The sequence below is a fragment of the Halogranum amylolyticum genome (assembly GCF_900110465.1).
GTDB lineage: Archaea > Halobacteriota > Halobacteria > Halobacteriales > Haloferacaceae > Halogranum > Halogranum amylolyticum.
This window is the reverse complement of record NZ_FODV01000018.1, coordinates 20,741-39,026: the sequence shown is the minus strand read 5'-3', so window position 1 is coordinate 39,026 and position 18,286 is coordinate 20,741. Positions and strand designations below refer to the sequence as shown.

11 protein-coding genes and 4 pseudogenes are annotated in these 18,286 nt (G+C 55.4%); 8 read left to right on the top strand and 7 right to left on the bottom strand.

Going from position 1 to position 18,286, the window contains the following annotated elements:
• The first annotated feature begins 82 nt into the window (after positions 1-82).
• The 3 genes and pseudogenes from BSG17_RS20415 (at position 83) to BSG17_RS20405 (ending at position 3,449) form a co-directional block, all read left to right on the top strand.
• Positions 83-941: pseudogene (locus tag BSG17_RS20415) on the top strand (transposase).
• Positions 938-2,533: a BCCT family transporter gene (locus BSG17_RS20410; RefSeq protein ID WP_089827252.1), complete on the top strand. Its 1,596-nt coding sequence runs from the start codon at positions 938-940 to the stop codon at positions 2,531-2,533. The pseudogene BSG17_RS20415 and the gene BSG17_RS20410 overlap by 4 nt, the downstream one beginning before the upstream one ends.
• A 505-nt stretch (positions 2,534-3,038) precedes the next feature.
• Complete coding sequence (locus BSG17_RS20405; protein WP_244531638.1) at positions 3,039-3,449, top strand: EamA family transporter; 411 nt, start codon at positions 3,039-3,041, stop codon at positions 3,447-3,449.
• A gap of 55 nt (positions 3,450-3,504) precedes the next feature.
• Here the strand turns inward: BSG17_RS20405 and BSG17_RS20400 are convergent.
• From BSG17_RS20400 to BSG17_RS20390, 3 genes and pseudogenes are all read right to left on the bottom strand, one after another.
• A pseudogene (locus BSG17_RS20400) lies at positions 3,505-4,500 on the bottom strand (IS630 family transposase).
• Between the two features lie 127 nt (positions 4,501-4,627).
• The gene (locus BSG17_RS20395) at positions 4,628-5,386 is read right to left on the bottom strand and encodes an IclR family transcriptional regulator (protein ID WP_089827251.1); all 759 of its coding nucleotides are present in this window, start codon (positions 5,384-5,386) and stop codon (positions 4,628-4,630) included.
• Positions 5,387-6,083: 697 nt separating this feature from the next.
• Positions 6,084-6,455 (bottom strand): VOC family protein, encoded by a 372-nt coding sequence (locus tag BSG17_RS20390; protein WP_089827250.1) that lies wholly within the window; start codon positions 6,453-6,455, stop codon positions 6,084-6,086.
• A 296-nt stretch (positions 6,456-6,751) separates the two neighbouring features.
• On the opposite strand from BSG17_RS20390, the gene aceB reads away from it, so the two are divergent.
• From aceB to BSG17_RS20375, 3 genes are all read left to right on the top strand, one after another.
• The gene (gene aceB / locus BSG17_RS20385) at positions 6,752-8,059 is read left to right on the top strand and encodes a malate synthase AceB (protein ID WP_089827249.1); all 1,308 of its coding nucleotides are present in this window, start codon (positions 6,752-6,754) and stop codon (positions 8,057-8,059) included.
• Between the two features lie 509 nt (positions 8,060-8,568).
• Complete coding sequence (locus BSG17_RS20380; RefSeq protein WP_089827248.1) at positions 8,569-10,320, top strand: L-lactate permease; 1,752 nt, start codon at positions 8,569-8,571, stop codon at positions 10,318-10,320.
• A 159-nt stretch (positions 10,321-10,479) separates the two neighbouring features.
• Positions 10,480-13,581 (top strand): FAD-binding and (Fe-S)-binding domain-containing protein, encoded by a 3,102-nt coding sequence (locus BSG17_RS20375; protein ID WP_089827247.1) that lies wholly within the window; start codon positions 10,480-10,482, stop codon positions 13,579-13,581.
• A 159-nt stretch (positions 13,582-13,740) separates the two neighbouring features.
• Here the strand turns inward: BSG17_RS20375 and BSG17_RS28730 are convergent, their stop codons facing one another.
• Together BSG17_RS28730 and BSG17_RS20370 are read right to left on the bottom strand one after the other, a co-directional pair.
• Positions 13,741-13,992, bottom strand: a complete 252-nt coding sequence (locus tag BSG17_RS28730; RefSeq protein ID WP_170864891.1) for an OB-fold domain-containing protein — start codon at positions 13,990-13,992, stop codon at positions 13,741-13,743.
• Positions 13,993-14,227: 235 nt separating this feature from the next.
• Positions 14,228-14,389 (bottom strand): annotated as a pseudogene (locus BSG17_RS20370) (transposase); the annotation flags it as partial.
• An 8-nt stretch (positions 14,390-14,397) separates the two neighbouring features.
• On the opposite strand from BSG17_RS20370, the pseudogene BSG17_RS20365 reads away from it, so the two are divergent.
• A pseudogene (locus BSG17_RS20365) lies at positions 14,398-14,852 on the top strand (IS630 family transposase); the annotation flags it as partial.
• A 381-nt stretch (positions 14,853-15,233) separates the two neighbouring features.
• Positions 15,234-15,506, top strand: a complete 273-nt coding sequence (locus tag BSG17_RS26355; protein WP_139246734.1) for a hypothetical protein — start codon at positions 15,234-15,236, stop codon at positions 15,504-15,506.
• Positions 15,507-15,771: 265 nt separating this feature from the next.
• Here the strand turns inward: BSG17_RS26355 and BSG17_RS20360 are convergent, their stop codons facing one another.
• Entirely contained in the window at positions 15,772-16,182 is a 411-nt protein-coding gene (locus tag BSG17_RS20360; RefSeq protein WP_089827245.1) for a cupin domain-containing protein, read from the bottom strand.
• 65 nt (positions 16,183-16,247) lie between these two features.
• Positions 16,248-18,269, bottom strand: a complete 2,022-nt coding sequence (locus BSG17_RS20355) for a TRAP transporter permease (RefSeq protein WP_089827244.1) — start codon at positions 18,267-18,269, stop codon at positions 16,248-16,250.
• Positions 18,270-18,286 lie beyond the last annotated feature (17 nt).

Genomic DNA, 18,286 nt, shown 5'->3' with positions numbered 1-18,286 from the left:
CTTGTGTGCTGTGTTGAATAGACAGACGGCGTCGGGAGAGACCGTCAAATCAGTAAGGATGTAGCCGAGGAGGTCGGGTGTGGTGGAAGTCGATCTCCTCGACTTCGTTGACTGGTTCAAGCGGCTAGCCAAACAAGCCTTGGAGAAGCACGCGGACGAGCCCGCCACTGGCGAGTTCGTCCGCTGGAAGCACGTCGTCATTCACGGATTTCGGCTCGAAGAAGAACACAGCTTCCGTGAAACCGCAAATCGGCTGAAGTACATGGGTGACATACGGGACGTGCTTGAATTGGACAGGAGTGACGTCCCAGATCACACGACGCTGAACAAGTCGTCCGACCCGATGAAGATGTGGGTCTGGCGGGCGTTGTTGCACGTTTCAACGCGGCAACACCCGCAATCTGGGTTCGCTGCTCTCGACAGCACGTTCTTCGATCGAGGCCACGTCTCTGCGTATTATCTCAATCGGTCGAATCAGACAGTTGAGACGATGAAAGTGGCGACACTGACCGATACAGAGTCACTCGCTGTTCTTGACGTGCAATGCCATGCACAGTGGCCGCATGATACGAGATCAGGGCCGCAGGTCATCCGCGTTCCGGTGGACGACCTGCATACGGTCACTGCTGATAACGGCTTCCAGGATTGGCACTCTGAATACGAGTTCTACAATCTCTGCGTGGAGCCGTTGATTCACTAGTGTGGGGTCGTCTGCGAACACTGTCAGCAACAACGCGCTCATTCGAGAACGTGACTACACCCAGCGTTGGATGGCTGAAACGTCGTATTCGCCATTTCTTACAGGTTGTTTTTCTCGAAATACTCCAAAAAATATAAGTTGTCTGATGTGGTCATGGTATACCATAGTGTGCGATAACACAGGGCACGGACGTGCTGGCGTTCCGTCCGCAGCCGCGAAACCAATACGATCGAAATCATGAATCCTTGGTACATATTTGGATTAGAAGACGCAGAGAATGACGAAAGAGGCCTCTTTATCCTGACGATTGGAGCACTGTTATTCCTGGCAATCGTCGGATTACAGAGTCCCCAGTATCTGAACGATATGATGAACGCGGCCTTCACTTGGGTGTTGCAGTACTTCGGATGGTGGTTCATGTTGCTCGGATTCGGGCTGCTCGTTTTCTCCGGGTTCATGGTCTTCTCGAAGTACGGAAAGATACGGATAGGAGGGCAAGATACCGAACCAGAGTTCGGCCTGTTTTCGTGGCTCGCGATGGTATTCACGGTCGGATACAGCGGTTCGATCATCATTTGGGGCGTGGGTGAACCGATCTCGATTGTCGCGTATCCGCCGCCGGATCCCGCTCCCGTCGCCGGGGCGTCGATAGAATCGCTGGCACTCGCGTTCATGTTCATCCACGAGGTGTTCCCCGGGCTCGCGATGTGGTATCCACCGTTCGCCCTCGCGTTTGGATTGATCATCTATACCAGAGGAACCGACGAATACAAATTCAGTGCGATGCTGCGCGTCATCGTCGATGATGACCGGCACAAGTGGCTCTATTGGGTGGTCGATTTAGCCGCGCTGATCGCTATCGTCGGCGGCGTTGCAGCTGCCATCGGATTCTCTGCACAAGTGTTTTCGGCACTGATCGGGTCCGTATTCGGACTCTCGGCCACGCTCGTCACGTACGGATTATTCGCGATTCTCGGCCTTATTTTCCTTGCCGACGTCTGGTTAGGGCTTCACAAGGGAATTCGTAACGCAGCGCGGGCGACGACCGTGCTGATGCTCCTCGCATTCGCATTCCTCTTTGTCGTCGGCCCGACACTGTTCATCGTAAACATCGGTCTGGACGCAGGCGGGATCTGGCTAGACAATCTCCTCCGGCTCTCGTTCTATACCGCCCCGACGGCGGACGGCAACTGGGGACACCAGTGGACCAGCTTCTGGTGGGCCTGGTGGGCGGCGTGGGGACTGTTCGTCGGCAGTTTTGTTGCTCGCGTCTCAAAAGGACGAACGATTCGAGAGACGTTTGTCAGTCTGATCCTCATCCCGGGAGGACTGCTCTGGGTCCAGCACACGATCGTCGGCGGCTGGGTGCTCGCTCCCGGGTATATCGATTCGACCACCAACGCCCTGAGCAACGGAGGTATTCCCGCCGCCATCGCGACTGCGGTCAATCTCACTCCATATGGATCGGTCCTCGGTGTTCTATTCATTCTCGTGATCGCCGGATACGTTCTCACCTCATTAGATTCCGCTGTCTACATCCTCTCTTCGATCACGCTCGGCGACGAGGACCCGAACTCTCGGAACCGAGCGTGGTGGGGCGTCCTCCTCGCGTTCATCGGAATCATGACGCTCGAGCTCCCCGTGTTTGACGCGATGCAGGCGTTTCCGACGGTGCTTGCGCTCCCGTTCACGGTCTTCCTCGTCGCGATAGCGTACGCGAGTTACATCACCGCTCAAGACTATTATCGGGATGAATTAACGCTGGCTGAGGGATCCAATTTCATTACGCGTCACAACCCCGAATCCGCTCCCAAGGCCGACGATGACGACTAGTTCGATCTAATATCCGCTCGAATAGGGTTTCCGTCAGACGTCGAAACAGTGTGTGGAGGGCAATCGAACGTACTGGGATGGTGATCTGGACCGAGAGAACGCGACACTGCGATCGAACGAATCTTTGTCGAATTTCTGATGCGTTCGATCTGCGATGGCGCCTCGGAGTAGCTACGTTCGACACATGGCGTACGTATTCCCGTTCTCGCTCGTCCGAGATTGCCGCAAAAACCTGCGCCAATCGCCGGTTTCGTCCCGATAGGTCGGTCTCGAAGTAGTGAAACCATGTGTCGCGTTCTCAGCAAGTTTCGAGGAGCTTTAACATGCGCTGTTCCGCACGCCGTATTCGCAGCGTTTTAAATACCTGGTATAATTAATGTCAAGTTTTATTACAACTAGACAGCAATAGATTCGCCATGGGTGGCATCCGGAACACAAAAACGATTCGCACGATGTCTCTCCTTTCGTTCGAATCGAAAAATGGCGAGTGGGGTGAGAAATCACTGTGAGCTCGGGCGTATTGTTCGGCATAGTCACGATGCTGACGTGGGGACTGTGGATAACATTCGCTAATTACGCGTCGGAGTCGATCGATCCCGTGACGGCGGCGGCTATCTCCTATGGGACCGCGATGATACTTACCATCGGGTACGGGATCGCCTCAGGCGCGTCCTCTACGATCACTCCGAGAGGAGGAGCGTTCGCCGTCGTGGCTGGCGTCTTTGCCGCCATGGGACTCGTCGCGACGTACATCGGGTTATCGATCGGATCGACGGCAACGGTTACCACCATCGGCGCGCTGTACTTCGTCGTCGCAGCCGTGATCGGAATGACGGTTCTCGGAGATCCGTTCTCAATTCCGAAAGCCGCAGGCGTCGTACTGGCGATTATAGCTATCGCCCTCATTACATATTAATATCGTCAGCACTGTCTAGATAAGGGACGAGCAGGTCGAAGAGTTATAGTAACAATCAAAAATAGCTGCTCACGCTCGGAACAGCAATTTGGTCAAGTGCCTTGTCAATCTCAGCATTAAGTTCGTCGAGAGAATCCAAGAATCGGTTGCCGAGAGCGTCTTTCAACTGTCTCCAGCACTCTTCGACTGGATTCAATTCAGGTGAATACGCCGGCAACCTCACGAGGGCGAGGTCGTCACGGGCCGTCAGGTCCGTGACGGCCGACGCCCGGAAGTATGGTGCACCATCGAGGACAACGATTAGATTTTCTTGGAATTCTTCACGCAGAGCAAGGATGAAATGCTTCGCGTGGTCGGCGGTGACGTACTCCTCGAATCGGGAGAAGAAGCGATCACCGTTCTCGGTGATCGCGCCGAGTAAGCACATCTAGTCACGTTGCCCAGAGAGTTCGACCGATGGACGCGTGTCGCGCGGAAACCACGCGGTACGCGGCTCAACTTGCACGGATGTCCTGGTGTAGTCGATACAAACTATCGTGACGTCCATCTCTCGTCGCTTTTTTGAGTTCGTCGTGAAACTCGTCTCTGTCTTCAGGCTCGGCTTCGGCGGCTGTTCGACAAGGGTTTTGATAACTCAAACCCGCTTCTTTCATCAACCGCCGGCAGCTGGGGATTGAGTAGTCAACGTCGAACGTTTCTTCGAGAAAATCCTTGAGGAGCGCCGGCGTCTACGCCGGCGCGTCGATTCCTGCTTCAGTGGGTGGCTGCTGAAGCGTTTGTCCAACTACTTCTGTTATTATTTAGTGAGCTTACGTGGTCTTCCTGACCGATAATCGTCCTGAACAGCCTGCTCAAGCGGCTCTGTTTCGAGCCGCTTGAGCCAGCTGTAAATCGTTCGTCTCTGCACACCGTACCACTCGGCAAGCTCTGTTTGTCTGACACCGTTTTTGTCCGCAATCGCTGCGGTAAGCCGTTGTGTCGGCTTCTTTCCTTCAACCTCGTCGAGCGCCCGCTGAAGTTCTTCGACAGAGATCACGTCGAGATGGTCCATGTGTAACCACTAACACTTGGGTAGAAAGTTCTAACGTCTACTATAGAATAGTAGAACACAACCCATCACAAGTGAGTCCAGAGCCCGCTCACCGCCACTCATTACAATTCTATCTATGTAACATCACTCACCCGTACGTGAGGTTAACTTCGATAACGTTGGCCGTCCCCTGGATGATCGACGGCAGTTCTTCTCGGAGCCAGTCACCGTTCATCCGGGACTTTGGCCCCGAGATGCTCAATCCTCCGACGATGGTCTCGTTCTTCATGATAGGGACAGCGATGCAGTGGAGTCCTTTGAGTCGTTCCTCAAGGTCGAACGCGTAACCGCGCTCTCTGATTAACTCGAGCTCGTCGAACAAGTCCTCGCGGTTTGTGATGGTTGCTGAGGTCGCCTCTGGAAGGCCGTGTTTGTCGATGATTTCGTCGACCCGCTCTCTCGGTAGATATGCCATAATCGCCTTGCCGAAGGCAGTCGTGTGGAGATGAACCCGTTTCCCGTCGTGTGTATCCATGTGGACGGCGTTGGAACCCTTCGATTTGTAGATGAAGACGCCGCGACCATGTTCTTCGACGAGGAGGTTTGCCATCTCACCGGTCTCTTCCGCGAGCTTGTCGACCTCCGGCGGACCAATCCTCGACAGCCGCCGTTGATTACGAGCGTAATCGCCGAGTTGGAGAAATCTGAGTCCGACGTCGTACATGTCGTCGTGCTTCACCACGTACTCGTTACGTTCGAGCGTCTTGAGGTGGTTGTACACCGTACTCTTCGGAAGATCCAAGTGATGAGCCAACTCTGTGACTCCTGAGCCCTCTCGGTCAACGAGTGCTTCGATGATGCGGAGGCTCGTTTCGGTGGCTTGCACCGAGGGCGCGCCTGATTCCATAGTCTGCTTTCGATACTTGTCCTTTTAATTTCTTTGACGGCATGGTTGTTCAGCCTGTCTGAACAGACTTTCAAAAATACTCACTTAAATTTAGGTTGCGACTGAGATCTGGTGGGTCACACGCACTGGTTTTAAGTACCCTACTTCGACAGACAATCAAGTCGTTCGGTAGTGGTTCGGAGCTCGACAACCTGATTGACTTCGTGTTCATCCAGTCTGAACATACTGATATCCCATAGTTGATTGTGATACATGAAAATATTAAGAAACTCGTCGGTACAGCTCTACAAATGCGTACCAACCCGTGTCATTCGCACGTGGTGTGGGAACTCCTTCGACAAATTTCTGTGTTCAGACTCTATGAACTGGTGGCTGTTACCATACAACTCGAGCTACGTCAGGCTGAATGGTGATTCTGTGGTACAGGCGGCCGTGAAAGTGTACGAGTAGATGGTCCACTACATCGAGATCAGCGAGCGACGCAACAAGTGAACGAAGTACTCGAATCTACCCCGATCGGACACGATCAAGTGTGTTCAGCGTTCGCATCACAGCGTATGCCGCCGCAATGGAGACGATCACAGGCGATGTTTCTGTTGTGAGTGGATGGTCAATGCGGTCACTGAAACGGCCAAAGAGATCGTCGTGAGGGCTCAGTTTACCGACGTCCCGTGTTACGAGAACCCCGATTCCCTGATTAGTCGAGCGACTCGACGAGTTCGATTTTGTGACCGTCGGGGTCACGGATGAAGGCGGTTCGAGCGCCTGCTTCCGGTTGGTCTGCTGGTTCCTTCACGACACCGTGGTTCTCGATCGACTCGAACGCTGCATCGACGTCGTCGACGAGGAACGCGACGTGATCCCAGGCAGTTCCTTCCTCGAACGACGTCTCGCCCTGGGTCTCGGATAACTGAATTTCGATCCCGTTGTCGGCTGCGACGTATCGGTGAACGGTCTGACCGTCAGATGCTTCGAACCCCCACGTCTCCTCGAAGCCCAGCTGTTCGGTGTAAAACTTCACTGCACGGTCGACATTCGCGACGTTGAGATTGACGTGAATCAACTCCATACGGTCACTCATCGGGAGTCGCTACTTAAGCATACTGTCGCCGGCAATGCTTTTCGAACGGTATCGCCGACTCCGATCACCCGTTGCGACCATAACCTCCTCGACCACGAACTATCGTCGTGCGAGTGGGCAACAAACCCCTCTTTGAACGCCCCCGTGAGACCTGATTAAGAACTCCATCCAAGGCTATCGACAGTGGTGGCGTTAGGGAGTCTCCGTTCAGTACGTACTCTACGTGAAGATATTGCATACTCCGGTGTGTTTATTACCCTACGAAAAGACCGACATTATGCTCCATGAGCATCAGTCGACACTACGAGCGTGAATTCGTGCGGACGTTCTTCACCTCTCCAGCAGCGGTGGAAGGCGAAGACGACTCGGCAAAGATGATTCAAAGCGCAGCACAGCTCCGTGGGATGCAAGCCCCTGACGTCTGGGTGCCAGACAACGAGGATGCAACGGCGCCGTCCATGCGTGACGAGGGCGTTCAGAACATCGTCGACGTCATCTCCGAATACGGATCCGACTTCCCCGGTGAGATTCACCCTCGCGTCGTTTGGCACCGTGAATCGCCGACGACTCGATACCAAGGGTTTCAGCAGATGCTGGAAGTCGCCGACCCCGCCAACGGAGCCGTGGAGAATCTTGACGGGTTCGTGATTCCGGAGGTCGGTGATATCGACGACTGGAAGAAGGCTGACGAATTCATCACCATCATCGAAAACGAGCACGGACTCGAAGAGGGAAGTCTCTCGATGTCTGTGATCGTCGAGAGCGGTGAAGCCGAATTAGCCCTCGGCGACCTCCGTGAGGAGATGGGCAAGCCCTCCAATAACCTCGAGCGATTGTTCTTACTTGTCGACGGCCAGGTCGACTACACCAAGGCGATGCGAGCCATGACGCCCACCGGCGAGCTTCCGCCGTGGCCCGAACTGCGTCACAACACTTCTCGCGGAGCCAGTGCCGCTGAGCTCATCGCCGTCGACGGCCCATACGACGACATTCGTGACGTCGAGGGGTACCACAAGCGGATGACCGAGAATCGAGCGAAAGGTATGACCGGAATCTGGTCGCTGACGCCCGGACAGGTCGTCGAAGCCAACACGGCTCCACTCCCGCCCAAGACCGGTAGCTGGCTTCTGGAAGTCGGCGACCGCGAAGTTGAACTCGATGAAGAGGACGGACAGCAAGTTTACTCCGGCGGCGACATCTCACTGGAAACGATCGGCGACGGGCAGTACCTGCTGGAGGTCAAGGGTGATCAACAGGAACTCGACGAGGACGAACTACGTGAGGAATTGCTGAATATGACCGCGTACGTTCCCAGCATGGACGACATCGTCGACTCCATGGAAGAGTTCGAGGCAGCCAAGGAAGCAGGAAAGGGTGCCATCGCGATGACCCGGTCCACGACGCTCGTCATCGACGACATCGAGGTTAATCTTAGCAACGACCGAATGTGGGACGAGGCAACTTACCAAGCTGCTCAGACACCAGTCACACTGTTCCAGGACGTCTACGAGCACCGACCGGACCAGCACGAAGAGCTGGAGGAGATGTACGGTGCGGACGTCGTCGAACGCGCCACCAGCGTCGGTAACTAACGGGCGACTCCTTACGGGCCACTCGGCACTCGATTGGTGATGGCTGTACGGGGCCGTCTGCTCGGTTGACGGCTCGTCCGGGAATCAGTCATCACAGAACTCGCTTCATGTCGAGATACCAAAAGATCTACGAGCGGTGGTGAATCTCTGATGAAGTGATTTTGCTGTTTACGGATCGGTTGATGAGTGGGACGATACGCACCAGGGACAATCTCTCGAAGGTCGCGGAACCAACTACATGCTCGTACAGCGAAGCCGAGTGAGTGGTTGAGAACCGTGTCGACGACTTCGGTCACTCCCCTGGTAGTCGGGATTGCACGGTGTACTCGCGAAGAGTATCGGGACTCCTCCCCTCCAGAATCATCATAAATTATTTATTATGTTAGTCTCCATAGTGGAGCAGGGTGTGAAAAGTGTTAGATGATATCACAGCCGACGAGTCGAATAGTCGTTCCAGCCGCCGCTCTGGAATTCTCAGTAACCAGTCGTTTGAAATCGTGAGATAAAGTATGGTTGACGCTATCACAGCAACGGCTGCCTTGCTTCCGTTGTTGACAATTACGTACCTGATGGTGGGACGGTTCTGGCCAGCGACGCGTGCGATGCCAGTTGCCTGGGTCGTTGCGATCGGGGCTGGATATCTGGGATGGAATATGGGCCCACAGTGGATTGCGGCTGCGAGTATCAACGGTTTCATCACGGCACTGAACATCATGTGGATCGTCTTCGGTGCCATCTTGCTCTTGTACACGCTCAAAGAGACTGGAGCGTTCGACAGCATCAACAGCGGTTTCGCTGAGATAAGTGAAGACCGTCGCGTGCAGGTCGTCCTGTTAGTCTTCCTCATGGGTTCGTTCATCGAGGGTGCTGCAGGCTTCGGGACGCCCGCAGCCATCGTCGCACCACTTCTCGTCGGTCTCGGCTTCCCTCCGATGGCGGCCGTCGTGGTCGCATTGACCGGCAATCTGATGGCGATTACCTTCGGCGCGGTGGGCACACCGCTTATCATCGGCATGATCGATATCTTCGAGTCGGTTGAGTCCATCCGCACGGAGGTGCTTGCCTCAGGATACGGGAGTATCGCCCAATGGGTGGGTGATATCGCCGTCTGGGCGGCGACATTCCACGTGATCGTTGGAATGTTCCTGCCGTTTATCAGCGTGGCAATGATGACTCGCTTCTTCGGCGAAGACCGGTCTATCAAGCCGGCACTGGAAGTCTTCCCACTGTGTCTGTTTGCGTGGGCGTCGTTCGCGGTTCCCTACTGGCTCACTGCCTACGCCCTCGGCCCCGAGTTCCCCGGAATCTTGGGTGCGATGGTCGGCTTGCTGGTGACGGTTAGCGCGCTCAAACTTGGCTTCTTCCATCCCGACGAGGAGTGGGATTTCGCCGACCAGACCGAGTGGCCGGATCACTGGATCGGAGACATTCAGCCTGGGAAGTCGATAGACAAGAAGGGAGAGGTGATGGCTGACGGTGGGGAAGTCTCCTCGAAGAAAGCGCATCCACCTGTGGATACGACGAACGAGATGTCGCTTTGGATGGCATGGCTGCCGTACGGACTGATGGCCGCCCTGCTTGTGCTTACTCGCGTTTGGGACCCACTGACTGTGTTCTTACAGAACACCCTCGTCCTCCAGTGGACGAACATCCTCGGAACGGATCTCTCGAACTCGATTCAGGTGCTGTACCTCCCGGGAGCGGTCTTCGTGGGGGTCCACCTGCTGACGATTCCGATCCACAGGATGGAAACGAACGAGATCAAGACAGCGTGGCTCGAGACGTTCGAGAAGATCGCACCCGCGGTTGTCGCACTGCTATTTGCGGTCGCGACGGTGCAGATTATGCTTCAGTCGGGTGCCGCAACTGGACAAGACAGTATGCTTATCGTGCTGTCGGAGGCTGTCGCTGGCATCGCTGGGAACACCTACCCGTTCTTCGCGGCAGTGGTCGGTGCTTTCGGTGCGTTCCTCGCCGGTTCGAACACGGTGAGCGACATCCTCTTCGGAACCTTCCAGTACGGCGTCGCGACAGACATCAGCGTGTCACGGACGATCCTGTTAGGTGCACAGGCAGTTGGCGGTGCGATCGGAAATCTAGTTGCGGTCCACAACGTCGTCGCTGCGCTCGCAGTCGTCGGTCTCGTCGGCGAAGAAGGCCGTGTGATCCGGTATGAGCTGATCCCGCTTGCTTACTACGCTATCATGACGGGGTTACTGGCACTGCTGTTCAACTTCGTCCTCTTCCCCGGGGTGTTCTAACGAGTCTGAGAACTCACAGTACAACTGACTCTCTTGTTTCCTTTTAGCTGTTGAACGACGATCTACTCGAAAGTGAGGAGTAACGACCAGAATGCACGACATCTGCCACTACCACGTTATTTATAATGATAGACACACTGGGACAAGATAGCTCAAATCATGGCAGTGGAAGATGAGTTCTACAACCCCGTGAAACTGCAAACGTCAGCAACGTCCCTTGCTCAGGATCGGCCCGATGTCGAAGAGTACGCAGCGTTAGCAGCGGAGCTACGGGAACACGTGACTGGCGAAGTCCAGTTCGACGAGTACGCACAGATCCTCTACTCGACCGACGGCAGCATCTATCAGGCCCGACCTGCCGGGGTGGTGTTACCGCGAGACGTTGAAGACGTCCGCGCAGTGGTCGAAATCGCGGCAAGGCACGACGTTCCGATCCTCCCTCGTGGAACCGGTTCTTCGCTCGGTGGACAAACGGTCGGGCCAGGATGTGTCGTCATCGACTTCACGAAGTATATGGACGATATCGTCGGCGTCGACCTGGACGACCAGCTCGCCACGGTTCAACCCGGCTGCGTACAAGACCATCTCGACAACCGGCTCGCCGAGCACGGGTTGAAGTTCGCCCCCGATCCCGCCTCCTCGAATCGATCGACGGTCGGTGGTGGTATCGGAAACAACTCGACTGGTGCCCACTCAGTGCGCTACGGTATCACTGACGCGTACACCGAAGAGCTTCGAGTGGTCCTCGCCGATGGATCGCTGATTCACACTCGCGAGGTCATTCTCGACAGTGACGAGTACGAAGAGATCGTAGGGAAAGACGATCTGGAGGCCAGGATCTACGAGACGATCCGTGACCTCGTCGAGTCACACGAAGCAGAGATCGAGAGCCGGTATCCCTCGCTCAAGCGATCGGTCTCGGGATACAACCTCCAGAAAGTAATCTACGAGAACGAAGCCGGTCAGGAGGTGATCAATCTCTCGAAGCTGTTCGTCGGCGCCGAAGGGACCCTCGGAGTGATTGTCGAAGCCACGGTGTCACTGGTGACACAGCCGAGTGAGACCGCACTGGCACTCTACTTCTTCGATACGCTCGTCGATGCGATGGAGGCCGTCCCGGAGGCGTTGGAGTTCCCCGTGAGTGCGGTCGAACTCATGGACGACGAAGTGTTCAGACTCGCTCGTGAATCCGAAGGTTACTCCGAGTACGCTGAACCGATTCCCGACGACGCCAAAGCAGCGTTGATGTTAGAGTGGGACAACGAACTCGTCGACGACTTCGAGGCTGCGATCGAAGACACGAACGAGCACTTCCATGCCGACGGCGACGCATTCGAGGTGATCGAGGCCTACTCCGAGACGGATCAAGACCGAATTTGGAAGCTCCGTAAGGCAGCGATTCCGCTGCTGATGGGTCTCGAGGGAGATCCGAAACCGTACCCGTTCATCGAGGACGCTACCGTTCCACCCGAGGAGTTAGCGGAGTACGTTCAGAAGTTCGAGGAGGTACTCAACGATCACGGGACGTCGGCCGCGTACTTCGCTCACGCGGGGAGCGGGACACTTCACATCCGTCCGATCCTCAATCTCAAGGAGACGGAAGGGATCGAGAAGATGCACTCGATCACTGGTGATGTAACCGATCTCGTCGTCGAGCACCACGGGGCGTTCTCGGGCGAGCACGGTGATGGAATGGCTCGAACCGAGTTCAACCCGAAGATGTACGGTGACGAACTCTGGGACGCGTTCAAGGTGTTGAAGACAGCGTTCGATCCCGAGTGGCAGATGAATCCAGGGAACGTCGTCTACCGAGACGGGCCGGAAGATCCCGGACCTGACAACGACCGTGGTGTAGGCGCAGACATGCGAGAGAACCTCCGATACGGGCCGCACTATCAGTCGGTGGAACCCCAGACCAGTCTCGATTTCGAAGACGAAGGCGGGTTCTCTCATCTGGTCGAACTGTGTAACGGCTGTGGGACCTGTCGTCAGACAGATTCTGATGTGATGTGCCCAACCTACCGCGCCTCCAAAGAGGAGATACAAACGACTCGAGGGCGGGCCAACATGCTCCGTGCATCGATCTCTGGTGAGCTACCGGAAGACGAGATCTACTCCGATCGGTTTCAAAAGGAGGTGCTCGACCTCTGTGTCGGCTGTAAGGGCTGCAAGAGCGACTGTCCGACCGGGGTCGACATGGCGAAGCTGAAAGCAGAGGTCAAACACGAATACCACCAGGAAGAGGGGTCGAGCCTTCGAAGTCGCCTGTTCGGCAACATCGACTGGTTTTCGGAGCTTGGGAGCAAGACCGCACCGCTGTCAAATCTCGCCCCGAAACTCCCTGGTGCACGGATCGTCATGGAGAAAGTGTTGGGCATCTCTCGAGAGCGTGAACTCCCGACGTTCCGTCGAGAGACGCTGGTCGAGTGGTTCGAAGCACGAGGGGGTGCATCTGTTCCCGAACACGAGGCGACGGCGAAGGTCCTGCTATTCCCGGATACCTACACGAACTACAGCCATCCGGAACCCGGGAAAGCAGCGATCGAAGTGCTCGAGGCTGCCAATATCCACGTCCACATTCCGGACGACATCAACCCCAGCGGCCGAGCCTCGTTCTCGATGGGCTTCCTCGACCAGGCGACGGACTACGCTCGCCACAACGTTGACGAACTCGTGCCGTATGTCGGCGAGGGATGGTCTGTTGTCTTCATCGAACCCTCCGACGCGGTGATGTTCCAAGACGAGTATCTGGACCTCCTCCAGGGTCGAGACGTCGAACTCGTCTCTGGGTCCTCCTACGGCATCATGGAGTATCTCGACGTGATGCGTGTCGACGAAGCGCTAGAGTTCGACGTCCCCGACGAGACACTGAGCTACCACGGTCACTGTAACCAGAAGGCCACGATGAAGGACCACCACGCGGTCGGAGTCTTGCGTCGCGCCGAATACGAGGTCGACCCGTTGGACAGCAGTTGTTGTGGGATGGCTGGGAGCTTCGGCTACGAAGCAGAACATTACGAGCTCTCACAAGCGATTGGCCAGATACTGTTCCGGCAGATCGAACAGAGCCCGGGCGACGTCGTTACCGCACCCGGTGCGTCCTGCCGCTCACAGATCGGCGACCGCGACGACGAATCACAGCCACCGCATCCGATCGAAAAGATGGTAGAAGCCCTTTCTGAATCAGAATCTAGTCGGGCGGAGGAACGAGGTGCGGCCAACGGCAACCGCGAAGTTGTGCTTCGTTCAGCGAACGACTGAACTGCCGACTGTAACAGAGACCAACCCTGGTTCTCTTCTCGAACATGTAGTGCAAACGAAAAGAGGCAGTCTGTGCGCCCGAGTCGTTGTCACGTTTCGAATCGGCCACACGCAGGGTGAGTGTGACGACGCTCGCAGTCCGCTGGATAAGGAGACGAGTTAGGAGTCGTCGACAGGCTGAAGTCGTGGTCCGTGGACTACCGACGTTCCGTTGCCGCGGAGGACGTACTCACCTTCTAGCCGAACTACATCTCCAGGTTCAAGTGAGGGATCTGTAAGTGAAGCAGTGATCTGGACATCCCCATCAAATCGGGCAATCCCCAGTGTATTCGGTGTCGGTACGTCCTCTGGAGTGACGTGAACGACAGTTCGAGCGATGAGTTCTCCGTCTCCGAGTTCAAACGGTTCCACATCACGGCTGCCACAGTTGGGGCAGAGAGGACAGGCATAGTACAACTATCTGTCACATTCGAGGCATCGTGACCCTCGGGTGAGGGTGAATGCAGTCTGGTTGGCGCTCATGCTTCCAGGAGTGTGCAAACGCTGTTGTTGTCGAACCCAGCGACGTTCACGGCAGGTCACGGTTAGCACTGGAAACTTGGCAGTCAGGGGAATTCTCCGCGGAGTTGCCAAACTATAGTAGTCGTCAGAAGTAGTTGCTTATATCTGGAATAGAAAGTCGGTCAAGTGCAGTGTCGCTCGCTGTGTTGTGTTCGTCCAGAGACTCAAAGAATCGGTTGTCTAGAGCGTCTTTCAGTTGTCTCCAGCACTCTTCAACCGGGTTCAACTCGGGGGTATACGCCGACAATCTCACCCAAGAAATCCGTGCAAGTTGAGCCGCATACCGCGTGGTTTCCGCGCGATACGTGTCCATCGGTCGAACTCTCTGGGCAATATGACTGGACGTGCGTACTCGGCGCGATCACCGAGAACGGTGATCGCTTCTTCTCTCGATTCGAGGAGTACGTAACCGCCGATCACGTGAAGCACTTCATTCTCGCATTGTGTGACGAATTCCAAGAAGATTTGTTGTCGTACTTGATGGAGCACTGTATTTCCGGGCGACGTTCGTCACGGACCGTCAGGTCCGTGACGACCTCGCTCTCGTGAGGTTGCCGGCGTACTCACCGGAGTTACACCCAGTCGAAGAGTGTTGGAGACAACTGAAAGACGCTCTTGGCAACCAATTCTAGTCTCTCGACGAATACAACACAGCGAGCGACACTGCACTTGACCGACTTTCTATTCCAGATGTGAGCAACAACTTCTAACGACTACTATAGACGTACCGAAAGAATTGTCGCAGACCACTGCTTGATATGCTTATAGAATAATCCCTTTAATACGAATTCAACCACATTCCACAGGTCAGTTAATCCACTGTTGCAGATGAAGTGCCCTATCTTCATCTGGTCCAAACCTGTCGCACTCACGGTACCAGTGCACAATTCAGTGTCCCGGTGTGGAGCACACTGTTGACAGGTACTCTATCAGTGGTCGACGCTGACAACGTGTCGAGACAGTCTCCAGCCAATTCCATACACATGAAAAGGACGAATCTAACGAAAACCAGTCCCAACCGTTATCAGCAGCAGGGTCACGGGCCCCTAGCAACCGAAATAGGCGACGATCTCGCGGAGTTAGCTCTCAAGATGACTGACCTCACCACTGCTGCTTATACTGACTCCAGTGTTGACCCTCGGCTTGCCGCTGATGTACACCTTTGTTACATCCTTATTGATTCTCTTGCAAAGAGCCCTGATCGATCTCACTCAAGGGATCCTCTGGATCGACTCGACGAAATCGAGACCCACCTCTACGACGTCGCAACACTGCTGACCCAGAATGGCCACGATGAGCTCGCAGCTGAAACCGAACATCTCCGAATCTTGGTCAATGAACTTGCGACTGACGAGAGACAATAATTTAGCTGGACGCTCATCTGTTGAAGATTATTGATGTAGTTCTCTCTCGTCAAATCGGAACAAAGATCGACTGATCAAACACCCAACGACTCAGTTTTGGTTTCGGTAGTCGAACTACAGAGTCGCAAGACTGCTCTACATCAACAATATGCTACACAAGAGCGAGTCTAAGATACACAGCTCTGATCGACCTTCTCAGAGCATACGTGAATGGGTGAAAGTCAGGCACTAATATGCCGTCGTGTCGGTTACCATCGACAGCCAGTCACCCTCGTTCTTCGAGTAGTTCATCGCGCGTCTTTACTTTCTCGACGGGATAGCGCCCCTCTGGCGGCCATCCGATCGCAACGATACGACAGGGTTCGTTGAAGGGGTTGTGAACGAGGTGGACACCGGCCTCGCCGGCATCGAATCGGACTGTGTCTCCTTCTTCAGCGTCGAATCGATCGTTGGCTACTTCGACCCTGCAGCATCCGACGGCGACGTGAATGAGTTCCTTCTGCTCTTCGTGATAATGGAAGTGATTCTGGGAGAGTCGCTCGCCAGGTTCAAGTACAGCGACGTTAATATTGAACGCGTCGATATTTAGTTCAGGCGAGAGTTCCCAACGTTGTCCGGGTTTCTCGTCCTCCGTGTCATTCTCTTCAGCTCGGAGCAGTTGCCATCCGTCAGTCATAGGAGATCATTATCTTCAATCGTAATAAAAACAGCCACTGAAAGGCCGACCGAAGTAGTCGACACCTATCCTTCGGTTGTCGGCATTGGGCTGATCTCGGTAGTACGCAGAGAGTAGACAATCCCTGCGACGATGGCGGCGGCGATGACCGCCTGACTGATCATCGTCGGCACGAAGATGGCGCCCAGTCCGAGTGCGACGAACGCAACCCGCATGTACCCGGGAATCTCCTCCTGAAGGCGACCCATAAGGCCGATGCTGACAGCGATGAAACCGGCAAACACGATCAGGAACGCAACGATCGTCATCGGTCCAGGGTACAGTAGCGCTTCGTTGTAGAAGAACGCGAACGGGATCAGGAACATCGGGAAGCCGATACGTAACGCCTCGAGTGCAGTTTCCCAGAAGTCCGACCCTGCGATCCCCTGACCGATGATAACCGACAGCGCGATCGGGGGAGTGATGTTTGAGACGATAGCGAAGTAGAACACGAACATGTGGGCGGTGAACTCGTTGACGCCGATTTCGGTCAGTGACGGTGCGACCAGCACGGCGACGATCATGTATGCGGCCGTCGTCGACATACCCATGCCGAACGCGATCGCCGAGAGCATCGCAAGGAACAGCATCGTGATGACGCTACCGCCCGACAGGAGAACGAGATATGACGAGAGCTGCTGGGCGAAACCGGTGACAATGAGCGCCCGGATGACGATGCCGAGGCTCGCCAGCAGGATGGTAATATTGAGCGTAGCCTCAGCACCGCGCCGAAGGCCCTCAAGGGACTCGCGGAGGTACTGCTTCAGGGCCGGTTGGGCCTCGTCATCTCCGGTGGCGATTTCGAGGACGACTCTTAACAGGCGTAACACCATCAGCGCGAGGATGCTATAAAACCCGGCAACCATGGGGTCTGCCCCGATTCCGATCAGGTACCAGAGCAGAATGGTGAACATCCCCAAATACTCGAAATGCCTGAAGATATCGAAGATCCGCTTGAAGGCATTCCGAGAGTCGGGCGTCGTCTGAATGTTCTGTCCCACAGTGTGACTAGTGCCGAGCGAAATAGATACGGCGACCGTCAGGAAGAACAGTAGCGCGGGAGCGACGGCGCCGACAACGATGTCGGAGTAGTTCGGATCGATGAGTTCCGCCATCAGGAACGCGCCTGCGCCCATAATCGGAGGCAAGACCTGTCCACCGCAGGAGGCGACCGCCTCTATCGCGGCCGCGACCTTCGCCCGGTAGCCGTTCTCTTTCATCAACGGAATGGTGAACGCACCGGTTGTCGCGGTGTTCGCGGCGGTCGAACCGTTGATCGACCCCATGAACATGCTCGCGGCGACGGCCACTTGCCCGATTTCGATGTGCTTCCGTCGTGCGGCCAGGCGAGTCATTCCCTTGATGAACGATGCCATCCCGCCGTATTTTTCCATCAGGCCGGCCAATAGAAGAAAGATGACGACCCAGGTCGCTGAAATCTGCAACAGCGTCCCGAACAGACCCTGCATTTCAAGCGTGTTCATCGTGATGATTCGACGCGGCGTCAGACCGCGGTGGGCTAGAATCCCCGGCATCAGCGGGCCGAAGTACGAATAGACCAAGCCGAACAGCACGACGCCGGTGATGAGCCGGGAGATGTGCAAGAGCGCGATCAACACTAGCGCGATGACCACGATCCCCAGATATACATAGGTGTCTTGGTAGACACCTGCGGCCGTCACAATGCTGTCGAAGTTGTCTTGGATGATATAGAGCGGCATCACCGACACCACGCTATAGAGCCCGTACGCGGCCGTTTTTACCTTCCCCTGCCACGTTGACCGATTGACGCCAAGCATCTGAATGATCCCCCATAACGAGAGGACCATTGCCAAGTGGATGATCCCGTGACGGGAACCAGGGATTGCGAACGTATAGCCATACCACATGTGGTACGCGAAGAAGACGATAGCGATCGCGTACGTGAGCAATTCCAGTGGTCCTTGGTTCCAGATCGGAACACCATAGTTGTCTCTGAACTTTTCGTCTATTGTTTGCTCGATATCCTCTAACGTGCGGCTATTGTCTGACGGTGTTTCTTGAGCCATTTGTACAAAAAGGATTC